The 12561-nt window shown below is 39.7% G+C and carries 12 protein-coding genes and 1 pseudogene; 10 read left to right on the top strand and 3 right to left on the bottom strand.

Annotated features, from left to right (window positions below; translation table 11 throughout):
• Positions 1 to 20 precede the first annotated feature (20 nt).
• Both ACIQXP_RS08765 and truA read right to left on the bottom strand, forming a co-directional pair.
• Entirely contained in the window at positions 21 to 1790 is a 1770-nt protein-coding gene (locus ACIQXP_RS08765; RefSeq protein ID WP_387505244.1) for an ABC transporter ATP-binding protein, read from the bottom strand.
• A gap of 128 nt (positions 1791 to 1918) precedes the next feature.
• A complete protein-coding gene (truA, locus tag ACIQXP_RS08770) occupies positions 1919 to 2671 on the bottom strand; it encodes a tRNA pseudouridine(38-40) synthase TruA (protein WP_293744232.1) in 753 nt (250 codons plus the stop codon).
• A gap of 202 nt (positions 2672 to 2873) precedes the next feature.
• Here truA and ACIQXP_RS08775 point away from each other — a divergent pair, with 202 nt between their 5' ends.
• The 5 genes and pseudogenes from ACIQXP_RS08775 to ACIQXP_RS08795 all read left to right on the top strand — a co-directional run bounded on the left by ACIQXP_RS08775 (position 2874) and on the right by ACIQXP_RS08795 (position 6952).
• Positions 2874 to 3341: a DUF4293 domain-containing protein gene (locus tag ACIQXP_RS08775; protein ID WP_293744231.1), complete on the top strand. Its 468-nt coding sequence runs from the start codon at positions 2874 to 2876 to the stop codon at positions 3339 to 3341.
• 16 nt (positions 3342 to 3357) lie between these two features.
• The gene (locus tag ACIQXP_RS08780; RefSeq protein ID WP_387505245.1) at positions 3358 to 3918 is read left to right on the top strand and encodes a DUF4256 domain-containing protein; all 561 of its coding nucleotides are present in this window, start codon (positions 3358 to 3360) and stop codon (positions 3916 to 3918) included.
• A 7-nt stretch (positions 3919 to 3925) separates the two neighbouring features.
• Complete coding sequence (locus ACIQXP_RS08785) at positions 3926 to 4387, top strand: glycosyl-4,4'-diaponeurosporenoate acyltransferase CrtO family protein (RefSeq protein ID WP_293744228.1); 462 nt, start codon at positions 3926 to 3928, stop codon at positions 4385 to 4387.
• A 96-nt stretch (positions 4388 to 4483) separates the two neighbouring features.
• A pseudogene (locus ACIQXP_RS08790) lies at positions 4484 to 4810 on the top strand (DUF2200 domain-containing protein).
• A 255-nt stretch (positions 4811 to 5065) separates the two neighbouring features.
• Positions 5066 to 6952: a DEAD/DEAH box helicase gene (locus tag ACIQXP_RS08795; protein ID WP_090984730.1), complete on the top strand. Its 1887-nt coding sequence runs from the start codon at positions 5066 to 5068 to the stop codon at positions 6950 to 6952.
• A 120-nt stretch (positions 6953 to 7072) separates the two neighbouring features.
• On the opposite strand, the gene ACIQXP_RS08800 is transcribed toward ACIQXP_RS08795, so the two are convergent.
• Positions 7073 to 7447 carry a hypothetical protein gene (locus ACIQXP_RS08800; protein WP_387505246.1) on the bottom strand — a complete coding sequence of 125 codons (375 nt, stop codon included), beginning with the start codon at positions 7445 to 7447 and terminating at the stop codon, positions 7073 to 7075.
• Between the two features lie 167 nt (positions 7448 to 7614).
• Between ACIQXP_RS08800 and ACIQXP_RS08805 the strand changes: the two genes are divergently transcribed.
• From ACIQXP_RS08805 to ACIQXP_RS08825, 5 genes are all read left to right on the top strand, one after another.
• Entirely contained in the window at positions 7615 to 8517 is a 903-nt protein-coding gene (locus ACIQXP_RS08805; RefSeq protein WP_387505247.1) for an alpha-L-fucosidase, read from the top strand.
• Positions 8480 to 8962, top strand: a complete 483-nt coding sequence (locus ACIQXP_RS08810) for an alpha-L-fucosidase (protein WP_387505248.1) — start codon at positions 8480 to 8482, stop codon at positions 8960 to 8962. Before ACIQXP_RS08805 ends, ACIQXP_RS08810 begins: the two co-directional genes overlap by 38 nt.
• 326 nt (positions 8963 to 9288) lie before the next feature.
• Positions 9289 to 9462: a hypothetical protein gene (locus tag ACIQXP_RS08815; protein ID WP_387505249.1), complete on the top strand. Its 174-nt coding sequence runs from the start codon at positions 9289 to 9291 to the stop codon at positions 9460 to 9462.
• Positions 9463 to 9724: 262 nt separating this feature from the next.
• Entirely contained in the window at positions 9725 to 11311 is a 1587-nt protein-coding gene (bshC, locus tag ACIQXP_RS08820) for a bacillithiol biosynthesis cysteine-adding enzyme BshC (protein WP_387505250.1), read from the top strand.
• Positions 11312 to 11384: 73 nt separating this feature from the next.
• The gene (locus ACIQXP_RS08825; RefSeq protein ID WP_387505251.1) at positions 11385 to 12470 is read left to right on the top strand and encodes an Ldh family oxidoreductase; all 1086 of its coding nucleotides are present in this window, start codon (positions 11385 to 11387) and stop codon (positions 12468 to 12470) included.
• Positions 12471 to 12561 lie beyond the last annotated feature (91 nt).

Here is a 12561-nt window from a genome sequence, read left to right on the forward strand (position 1 = left end):
CAAGAAATGGATTGCAATTGTTACACTTTGGCAATCCCTTTTGAAGAGAACTGAAGATCGTAAAGCTTTTTATAGTAGCCATTCAGTTTTAACAACTGCTGATGTGTGCCTTTTTCTTTGATTTCCCCCTTATCAAGCACAATAATCTGATCGGCTTTTTGAATGGTTGACAGGCGGTGGGCGATTACAATTGAGGTACGGCCCTCCATTAAATTATCAATGGCTTTCTGGATCAATAATTCGGTTTCAGTATCTACCGACGAGGTGGCCTCATCTAAAACCAGGATAGCCGGATTATGAACCAATGCACGGATAAAGGAAATTAACTGCGCCTGACCTGCAGAAAGTGTAGCACCTCTTTCCATCACATTATACCGATACCCGCCAGGCAAACGTTCAATAAAATCGTGTGCACCTACTTTTTTGGCTGCATTTACCACTTCCTCTATCGTAATTTCGGGATTATTAAGCGTAATGTTGTTTAAAATGGTATCTGAAAACAAGAAAACATCCTGAAGAACAGTTGCAATGTGACTTCGCAGATAATCGAGTTCAAAATCTTCAATACGAATACCATCAACAGTAATATCTCCTTTTTTCACTTCGTAAAAGCGGTTCAGGATATTAATGGTAGAAGATTTACCGGCACCGGTTGCCCCAACCAGGGCAACAGTTTCACCAGCTTTAACCTCAAAACTGAGGTCTTTTAGTACATAGTTATCGTCATTGTACGCAAACCAGACCTTTTCAAACTTAATATTTCCTTCCAGTTTGCCAGGTTTTTGTTTACCGTTGTCAGGAGTAGTTTCGTCCGTATCTAAAACTTTAAAAACGCGTTCTGCACCCACCATACCCATTTGCAGGGTATTAAATTTATCTGCCAGTTGGCGGATGGGCGTAAAAACCATACCGAGGTACATAATAAACTGTGTAATGGTGCCGGGCGTAACATCCAGCGGTTTGGAAAGAATGCTTTTTGCACCATACCATACCAATAAACCCAATGACATGGCCGAAATCAGCTCAACTACAGGGAAGAATATAGAATAATACCAATTGCTACGGATATTGGCATCGCGATAACGTTTGTTAATGGCATAAAATTTCCGGTATTCCTGTTTCTCCCTGGCAAAATACTGCACAATAGAAACGCCGGTAATGTGCTCCTGCAAAAAGGTATTCAGGTTTGAAACCTCATTTCTAATTTCCTGAAAGGCAACCTTAATCGCTTTCTGAAATTTCCTTGTAGCCATAATCAGCAATGGAATGGGCAAAAGCACAACCAAACTTAATTCCCAATCGGTATAAAACATCACGCCCACAATAACCACTACCTGCAAACTGTCGCCGATCATGGAAATTAAACCTTCCGAAAAGATGTCAGCAATGGTTTCCAGGTCTGAAACCGTTCTGGTGATTAATTGACCTATTGGTGTTTTATCAAAAAACCTGAGCCGCAACCTGGTAATGTGGTTAAAAACACTGATCCGCAGATCGCGGATAACAGACTGCCCTAATGTATTGGTTAACAGCGTATGGTTATATTGGATCAAACTCTGCAAAACGAGCATAAAAACCATCAGCATCGTCATATTTACCAGGCCATCGTAATTTCCGTTTAAAATATAATGATCGAGTGTGTATTTGATCAGAAAAGGGCGTACAGGTGAAATGGCTGCCAGCAAAATGGTTAAAATAACCGACCACACAAAAACGGCACGGTAAGGCTTTACATATTTAAAAATACGTTTCAGTAATCCGGTGTTATATACTTCGCCTGTAACTGCCATGTTTAGGGTTTAGGGCGTAAGGCTTAGGGTATAAGGCCTGACACCTTCTTAATAATTTTAAATTATACTATCTTTTATCACTATTTCTATAACGGTCGCTGCACCTTCCGCCTTAAACTTTCGGCCTTCTACCTCAAATATGGATATTCTATTTTTACTAGATATAAACCACATGCAGGTACCGATTGCCCGGCCTTGCTACGGTTTTTACTTTCTATTATGGTCTTAAAAGCAGCTAAATTTATTTCTTTTTTACCAATAGACACCAAAGTACCCATAATGGCCCTCACCATGTTACGCAAAAAACGATCTGCCTGTATGGTAAAAACCAGGCCATCTTCCTGTTCTTCAAATACCGCGCTGGTAATTTTACAATTATTGGTAAAAGTTTGGGTATTCGATTTACTGAAACAGGAGAAATCGGTATAATTTAACAAAACAGCAGCAGCCTCGTTCATGGCTTCCACATCAAGCGGATCTTTTACCAACCATGACCTGTTAACTTTAAAAGGATCTTTTGCAAAGTGGATATAATATTGATAAGCACGTGCTGTCGCATCAAAGCGGGCATGGGCATCAGGATGTACGGGTATAATTTTTTTTGCAGCAATTTGATAGGGCAACATGGCATTGATGCCTGCTATGGCATTCAGCACCTTAAGTTCTTCTACATCTTCAACATCAAAATGTGCATAAAAATCCGTGGCATGCACTCCGGCATCGGTTCTTCCACAGCCCAATGTTTCGATAGGCTGCCGAAAAAAAACAGACATCGCCTTATCCAACAATTCCTGAACGGTGATCGCGTTAGGTTGCGTTTGCCAGCCATGGTATAAGCTGCCATCGTATGCCAATTGGATGAAATACCTTTTTTTACTCAAAACGATGCAAAAGTACAGTTTAACAGCCAAAGGGCAAAGCGCGAAAGCGAGAGTTTGAAGTTGCGCGTTTGGAGTTCAGCGCATATTCCCGTCACAAACAGTCATTAATGCCTCTTATATACGAATCCCACTCCTATCCAGTAACTTTAATCTTCTTTCTTTTCTCAAAAAAGGCTAGATTTGTTCTAATATATTTACATTCATGATACAAAGAATACAATCTATCTGGCTTTTTTTAGCCACTTTAACCCTTATTTTAATGCTTTTTTTACCAATTGCAACAAAAGTTGTCAGTGGTGATGAAAATCAGGTATTCACAAATGGCCTGCATTACTTTGTTAATGGAAAAAGCGGAAAGGTACTAAATGTTGACGTTTTCCTGCCCTTAATCATTACACACTCCGTATTGATATTGCTGTGCTTCATTAACATTTTCAGATTTAAAAAACGCACTCAGCAAAAACGGATTGCAGTATTTACCATTGCAGCTATTGCCGGGTTTGCTTTTTGGTGCAGCATTTATGTAAAAGAACTTCCTGGCGGCATAGAAGGTGCTAATTTTGGTACCGGCGCTTACCTGCCAGCTGTAGCGATCCTCTTTATTGTACTGGCTATTTTCGGCATCAATAAAGATGAAAGGCTGATCCGTTCTGCTGAAAGGTTGAGATAGTTTAATCGATTTCAGGATGAAAAATCGAATGTTATCCATAGATCAAACCCGCGAATTGCTTAACTTATTAAAGCAACGTTTCGAAAAAAACATGAACCGGCATGAGGATATGGAATGGCAACATGTACTAAATAAATTAGAAGCCAATCCGCAGAAACTTTGGGCGCTGAATGAAATGGAAGAAACCGGTGGAGAACCGGATGTAGTTGATTTTGATAAAAAAACAGGTGCATATCTTTTTTTCGATTGTGCCGCTGAAAGTCCAAAAGGACGTAGAAGTGTGTGTTATGATGCCGAAGCGCTGGCATCAAGAAAAGAACATAAGCCAAAAGACAGCGCCATTAATCTTGCAAATGAATGGGGTGTTGAACTTTTAACCGAAACACATTATCATTATTTACAGCAATTTGGCAAGTTTGACAGTAAAACTTCCAGCTGGATCAAAACACCTGATGATATTAGAAACCTTGGCGGTGCATTGTTTTGCGACTATCGCTATGGAAAAATTTTCACTTATCATAATGGCGCAGAATCTTATTATGCAGCAAGGGCTTTCAGAGCTTGCTTAAGGGTTTGATTTTAAAATGATTATTAAATATCTATCTTTCAGTATTTCGATTGCCTTTATCTCATGGATTGTTGGCATGTTGATAAACGCTTTCATCAGAAAAACTGATTTTTATCAGAACCACCTAAACCATCTTAATTTCATTAAAAGTGAAAAACTGAATAAAATTATTGGATTGCCTGTTTTTAAATGGATGGTGAGAAATACTTTTTTCAAATTTTTCAATCAAAAACTTAAACTTAAAGGCAAGATTGACAAGGCCGGTTTAATTAAATTACGTGCTGAGATGACGACATCGGAAACAGATCATTTAATTGCGTTTATTTTTGTAACTTGTTTTGCAATTGTTGCTTTTTACAATTTCAAATTTAAATCTGGCGGCATTATCATGTTTGTAAACATACTTATGAATCTGTATCCGTCTTTACTGCAGCAAGAGAACAAAAGGAGAATAGATCAATTTATCAATAAATTTTAGATTTATCTCCACTCATTATAAATATTGTCAAAGGAAAAGGAAATTAAAAAGAATATAATGAAGGTAACCCCGGAGCATAATGAAAAAATAGCTAAAATGACTTTTTCATCTGTTTACCTACATTACGTTACAAAAGTTGAGAAAAAAGGAAGAACAGTTGAAGAGCTTCACCAGTTAATTAACTGGTTAACAGGCTACAGAGAAGAAGAAATCCAAAAAAAAATCTAACAAAAAACAAGCTTTAAAGACTTTTTCGAACGAGCTAATATCAATCCGAAAGCGCATTTGATTACCGGTGTGATTTGTGGTTACCGGATTGAAGAAATTGAGTATCCATTGACCAGGCAGGTGCGTTACCTGGATAAATTGGTTGATGAATTGGCTAAAGGCAAAGCGATGGAAAAAATTTTGAGGGCCGGATAACCAATTAAATTGATCTGTACTGATCAAATCCTGATTTCAGCTACAAATGAAATCAAGTTTTAATGCGGTAATCCGTTTAAAGGTTTTAAGCGACAATTTGCCCTTTGCCAGCCTGCCATTTTCTTTCTATTTTCTTAACCGCCCTATTTCGTCCTTATTTCCAAACATTTAGCCTAAAAAACTATTTACTTGATTCTCTGTGAAATACAAAATATTAACCGTACCTTTGCGGCTCAATTAAAAATAAATAGACGAATGACAAACCCATTTCAATTATTGGGGATAAGTGATGACGTCGTTAATGCCGTAAAGGACCTTGGATTCGAAAATCCAACGCCGATTCAGGAGCAAAGTATTCCTGTACTGTTAGAAGGCACTAATGATTTTGTTGGTTTGGCCCAAACAGGAACAGGAAAAACAGCCGCATTTGGTTTGCCGCTGTTAGAACTAATCGATTTTAAAGTTAACAAACCACAGGCATTGATTTTATGCCCTACCCGTGAGTTATGCTTGCAAATCGCTAACGACCTTAAAAACTTTTCTAAAAACATTGCTAATGCCCACGTTGTTGCCGTTTACGGTGGCGCGAACATTATGCAACAACTACGCGAAATCCGTCAGGGAATTCAGATCGTAGTGGCCACGCCCGGCCGTATGTTGGATATCATTGGCCGTAAAGCCATCGATTTTTCAAATGTTAAATATGTGGTGCTTGATGAAGCTGACGAGATGTTGAACATGGGTTTCCAGGACGACATCAACGACATTTTATCAACCACTCCTGATGACAAAAAAACCTGGTTATTCTCGGCTACCATGCCGTCGGAAGTTCGCCGTATAGCTAAAAACTATATGGATAACCCTGTAGAACTAACCATGGGCACAAAAAATACTGGTAACGTTAACATCGAACACGAATATTACATCGTTCGTGCACGTGATAAGTACGCTGCCTTAAAACGTATTGTAGATTTTAACCCTGATATTTTTGGTGTTGTTTTCTGCAAAACAAAATTAGATACCCAGGATATTGCAGAACACTTAATTAAAGACGGCTACAATGCTGATGCTTTACACGGCGATTTATCGCAACAACAACGTGATAAGGTAATGCAGCGTTTCCGTGAGCGTAACATGCAATTGTTAATTGCTACTGATGTGGCTGCACGCGGTATTGACGTAAACAATGTAACGCACGTAATCAACTATTCTTTACCTGATGAAATTGAAAGTTATACCCACCGTTCGGGCCGTACCGGCCGTGCAGGTAAAACCGGTATCTCAATCTGTATCATCAACTCTAAAGAACTGGGCAAAATCCGTCAGTTAGAGCGCATTATCGGTAAACAGTTTACCAAAGCCGAACTGCCTACAGGATTTGATGTTTGCGAAAAACAATTGTTCTCATTGGTACACAAAGTACACAATGTAGAGGTTAACAACGAACAGATCGATCAGTACATTCCTCGTATTATGGATGAATTTAAAGATCTATCTAAAGAGGATGTGATTAAACGTTTTGCTTCGCTGGAATTTAACCGTTTCTTAGATTATTATGCCAAAGCGCCTGATTTAAATGCTGCTGTAGGTGAAGATCGTGGTGAAAGAGGTGAGCGTGGCGAAAGACGCGGACGCGGTAGCGAAGGCTATACCCGTTTGTTCATCAACTTAGGTTCTGTAGATGAATTTACCCGTGGCGATATGTTATCTTTTATCTGTAACAACGGTAAAATTGGTGGCAAAAGCGTTGGTAAGATTGATCTAAAGGGTGTCTTCTCTTTCTTTGAAGTAGAAGATGCTGTTGCAGACAAAGTTTTTGAAGGCTTTAAATCAGTTGAATTTAACGGTCGCCAGGTACGTATCGAGAAAAGCGGAGATAGCGGTCGTGGTGAAGGCGCTGGCGAAAGACGCGGTGGCGGTGAAAGACGTGGCGGTGGTTTCGGCGGCGAACGCAGAAGCGGTGGTGGTTACCGTGGTGGCGACAGAAGAAGTTCTGGCGGCAGCGGAAGACGTGAAGGTGGAAACAGCGGTGGCGGTTTCAGAGATTTCTCTGGTCGCAGCCGTGATGAAAAAGGTGGAAGCGGACGGAGAGAAGGCGGAAACCGTGAAGGTGGAAGTGGCGAACGCCGTAAAAAATGGTAAAACATCAACCAAATATTTATAGCCGTTCTGATTATTCAGAGCGGCTTTTTTTTTAAAAATAAGAACTGGTTATTTGTCACCGAAGCACTGTTCCTAACAAAGGTTAACTAGTTATGCTTTTCAGCTCCAGGATAAAGCAGTATACGCTATGTGATTGGCATTCATAAATTCGCCAAACAGCGAATAAGCCTTATTACCACTAAACCGCTGCTTTAAAGCGAATAATAAACCAGACTTATCCCCTGGGGCTAAATTAAAGATTTGATAAAACTTATCTACCTCTTCTGGTTCAAGGATATAGGTATATTCATAATCCGTATCTCCCCAGATGGCTTCAACTGATTTTCCAATATTATATCCATCAAAGTAAAGTTGATCACGATCAGTAAAATACAATTCCATCGATATTTTGATATCGGGTTTTTCCAGGTAAAATAAGGTAAATTTTCCAAGATATTTAATCTGTTTTAGGCTAGTGATGCCGGAAGATAACATCCGGCAGAAATCTAACCGCAATTTATAAATTATACAGCACCTAAAATACGATAGTAGTGTTAGCTCTTTTTCGTTTCAACATATCGCCGAATGTCATAAATGCCCATCTTTTAAACCAAATCACTTTCAGAATATTATCTTTAACGTTAGATATACTAAACAACATCATGCGTTATTTAAGGCTTTTCTTTATTTTATTCCCATTACTTACTGGCAATAAACTTTCTGCCCAACCAAAGGTATCTGATCAAAAAATGCAGTGGTTTGCCGATGCTAAACTGGGCATTTTTATTCACTGGGGCATCTACTCCGTAAATGGAATTTCCGAATCCTGGTCGTTTTTTAACAACTACATTAATCATGACGCTTACATGAAACAGCTCGATGGTTTTACTGCAGCTAAATACCAACCCGCAACATGGGTAAATTTAATTAAAGAGAGTGGTGCCAGATATGCCGTAATTACAACAAAACATCATGACGGTGTTGCACTTTGGGACAGCAAAATGCCAGGTGCTACCACCACGGTAAAGCATAGTGCAGCCAAAAAAGATTTAATTACACCATTTGTAAGTGAACTTAAAAAATCAGGTCTTAAAACAGGTTTATATTTTTCATTACCTGATTGGAGCTATCCTGATTATGAAGGTTTTACGCGTGACAGGAAACGTTACGACTATAAGCAAGACCCTGACCGGTTTAAAAAATTCCAGAATTATTTTCATGGACAACTCAATGAACTTTCCAACCAATACGATCCGGATTTAATTTGGTTTGATGGCGATTGGGAACATAGCGGCGAAGAATGGCAGGCTAAACAAATATTGGAAAATCTGCGTAAGGTGAATCCAAATGTTATTATCAATTCGCGTTTAAATGGCCATGGCGATTACGAGACACCGGAGCAGGGTGTTCCGGTGTTAAAGCCTGCCTCTCCAGCGTGGGAATTGTGTTACACAATGAACGATTCATGGGGATACCAGCCTTATGATAACCACTACAAATCGCCAAATATGATTATCCGTACACTTGTTGATTGCATCAGTATGGGTGGTAAATTTGTTGCTTGATATCGGTCCGAAAGCGGATGGAACCATTGCGCCTGAACAGGTTAAAATTTTAAAAGGTTTAGCTCGCTGGACACAAAAACATACTGAAGCCATTTACGGTACACAGGCTGGAATCCCAGGCGGCCACATTGTAGGAAAAACGAGTTTATCCAAAAACAAAGATGTATTATATCTATATCTGGACTATAAAACAAAAAATGGCATTTTGCTATCAGGTATCAAATCGAAAATCAATAAAATTGAAATCGTTGGCAGCAAAGCGCAGATACATTCAATCAAATTAAATGAAACTGATTATTTGCTCAATTTAAAAGAACCTGATTTCGACAGCGATGTAACCGTTATAAAAGTCTCCTTAGATGGCCCTATCGAACTTGCAGATAGTAAACAAGCCGCCCTTTCGCTGGCGCAGACCTGTATGCCGCGCCCAAAGAAAATAAATTAACCAGCTTAAGCCTGAATAAACTGGCCGGTAATCTAAACGCTGGCATAAATATATTTCAAAACACCAGCTTACCTGCCGACGGTTTAGACTTTGACCCAGGCATTAAAAATGCGGATCAAAAAGTTAGTAACTGGGTAATCAAAAATGCCGAGGCCCTTTACAAAACCGGAAAAGGAATCCCTGGCGGTCATTACCAGGGCAACACCGCACTTTCTGCCGATAAACAAACGCTTTATTTATTTGTAGAAGGCACACCAACTGGTCCCATTGCCATTAAAGGCTTAAAAAACGACATCAGCAGGATCAGGATTGTAGGTGATGGCACTATGCTTCCGCACGAAATTTATAACAAACTATATTGGAGCAAGATACCTGGTATGGTTTACATTCCACTACCTGAAGATAAGCTGGATCCTGAATTAACCGTAATTGCTGTACTTTTAGATCGTCCGATTGACTTGTACCGTGAAAAAGTTGGCGCGATTGAAAGCAATCTCTAATAGAGAATCGTCCTCTCCACTGAAGCGCAATCCCGAAAGCTAAGTCGGGAAAGCGTTTTTTCAACATAGTCAAAATATTTCTTCGATACGGTTGAAAGGACGAATCCACGAAAAACAAATCATTATTTTTTTATTTTTCCGAAACTGAGCCAGAACTATGATTATGCTGATTGCTGTTACACCCCGGCAAAAATTATTTAACAATTGTAAAATAGTGGCGCGACTTTATAATTATCCTTAAATTGCATTACTTTCGCAAATCATGCAGGCAAAATATATTTCCTATCAGGAAACCGGATCATTTTCAAAACTGGTTTTAGATTATATTAACGACGAAGAACAGCTGAAACCTTTTTACAGTTATCGCCCGGATATGGAGGGTTTAGCCCATGCAATTGAACACAGAAATTTCCCTGGAAACCGGACTACTTTAGTTCAGGTTCTGCAAGATCAATACCGGCATTTAAAGCCCAATAAATCGGTTACCAAAAATATAGAGCTTTTAGCCCTTGATAATACCTTTACGGTAACGACCGGTCACCAGTTAAATTTATTTACCGGTCCGCTTTATTTTATTTACAAAATCGTAACGGCCATTAACTTAGCTATTGAGCTGAAAATGGCCCATCCCGAAAAAAACTTTGTCCCGGTTTATTGGATGGCTACCGAGGATCATGATTTTGATGAGATCAATCACGTTAATGTGGATGAGAAACATATCAGCTGGATCCAGAAAACCAATGGTGCTACCGGAAGATTAAGTACCAAAACAGTTGCCGCAGCAGTAACCGCATATAAAGGATACCTTGGTATCTCAAAAAATGGAAAACGGATTGCCAAACTGGTAGAACAGGCTTATTTGCAACATGATAATTTAGCCGATGCCACCCGGTTTTTAGTGAATAACTTATTCGAGAAATATGGCTTGGTGATTGTAAATGCAGATGACGCTCAATTAAAAAAGCAGTTTGCGAATATTATTACCGAAGATATTATTCAGCATAATAGTGCGAAAAATATAGATAACAGCTCTAAAAATCTTGAAGAACTGGGTTATAAAACACAGGTTAACGGTCGGGACATTAATTTCTTTTACCTGATTGATAACCTCCGCGAACGCCTGATTTTTGAAGATGGTAAATATATTGTCAACCATACCGAAATCAGTTTTACCGAGGCTGAATTAAAAAACGAAATCGAATCTCATCCTGAACGGTTTAGCCCTAATGTGGTGATGCGCCCCATGTACCAGGAAGTGATTTTACCTAATATTGCCTATATTGGAGGGGGAGCTGAAGTATCTTACTGGATGCAGCTCAAAGCAAATTTCGATTATTATCAGGTAGATTTTCCGGTATTATTGCTACGCAATTCTGCCTTACTGATCGACAAACGCAGTGCTGAAAACCTGTACAGACTGGGGTTTTCATTAGAAGATATTTTCCTTCCCGCAGAAGAACTGAAGAACATCTGGGTAAAGCGGAATACAACTGCCGAGCTCAGTTTAGCTGATGAAACCCGCTCAATTAACAGCATTTTCGACCAAATTAAGTTAAATGCCTATAAGATAGATAAAACCCTCTCTGTTTCTGCAGATACGGCAAAACAAAGAGCCAACCATTTATTGGCAAACCTGGAAAAGAAACTATTCAGGGCAGAAAAAAGAAAACATGAAACAGCTTTGCAGCAGATTGATAACGTAAAGAAGAGACTATTCCCAAATGGCACATTGCAGGAAAGGATTTTGAATATTGCACCCATGTATGTTAATTATGGAGAAGATTTTCTATCATCTTGCGTAGAGAATTTTGAGCCATTAGGCGGTGACTTTACTGTTTTGTTGCCATGATAATAGTCCGGAGTCCGCAGTCAATCTTGATACTGAATACCTGATACTTGATACTCAATACTCAACCCCTAAAATGAACTTCATCACTTTTACCGAAACCAACCTACGAACCTTTACCTATCATGTTTTCAAAAAAATGGGCTGTTCAGATGAACATGCAGGTTTAGCAACCGATGTTTTAGTCCGCTCAGATTTACGAGGAATCGATTCGCATGGCGTTGCGCGCTTAAGTGGCTACGTACGCCTGTGGGAAAAGAAACGAATTAATGCTAATCCAAACATTAAAATTGTTCATGAAACCCCTACTACTGCAACCATAGATGGCGACGCCGGGTTAGGATTGGTGGTGGCGCCCTTTGCCATGCAGGTTGCTATCGAAAAAGCAGAAAAGTATGGCAGCGGCTGGGTATCAGTTAAAAATTCCAATCACTTCGGCATAGCAGGTTACCATGCTTTAATGGCGGTAGAAAAAGATATGATTGGCATCAGCATGACTAATGCGAGCCCTTTGGTTGCACCTACTTACGCCAACGAACGTTTACTGGGTACTAATCCCATGTGTTACGCGTTCCCCGCGGGAAAATACCCACCAGTAGTGGTAGATATGGCGACTGCAGCTGCAGCTAACGGTAAACTGGAAATTGCACAGCGCGCCAACACAAGTATCCCGGATGGTTGGGTTCAGGATAAAAGTGGAGAAAATTCGACTGACCCTAACGAATTAAAAAATGGTGGTTCGCTATTACCATTGGGTAGTGATAAAGACCACGGAAGCCATAAAGGTTATGGATTGAGTGCAACGGTCGATATTTTATCGGCGGTATTATCCGGGGCAAATTATGGTCCATGGGTACCTCCTTTTGTAGCATTCCTGGAACCCTCTGCGAATCCGGTTGGTGAAGGACTTGGCCACTTTTTAGGCGCTATGCGTGTAGATGGCTTCAGACCAGCTGCAGACTTTAAAAATCACCTGGATAATTGGATAGAACGCTTTAAAAGTGCAAAAACAGTAGATCCAAACAAAAAGGTTATTATACCAGGAGAGCCGGAGCACGAATTTGAACAGGAAAGAAAAATCAGCGGCATTCCGATCATTGATGTAGTGTTAAAAGACCTGAATGAGTTGGCTGCAAAATTGGGTTTAGAAGCGTTGAATTGATTGATTTTGTAACCGCAAAGAATGCAAAGAACAGGCACTAAGCTCGCGAAGTTTGGTGTGGTGATTCTAAATATCCTGCAAATCCGCTACC

The sequence above is a fragment of the Pedobacter suwonensis genome, assembly GCF_044762335.1.
Classification (GTDB): Bacteria; Bacteroidota; Bacteroidia; order Sphingobacteriales; family Sphingobacteriaceae; genus Pedobacter.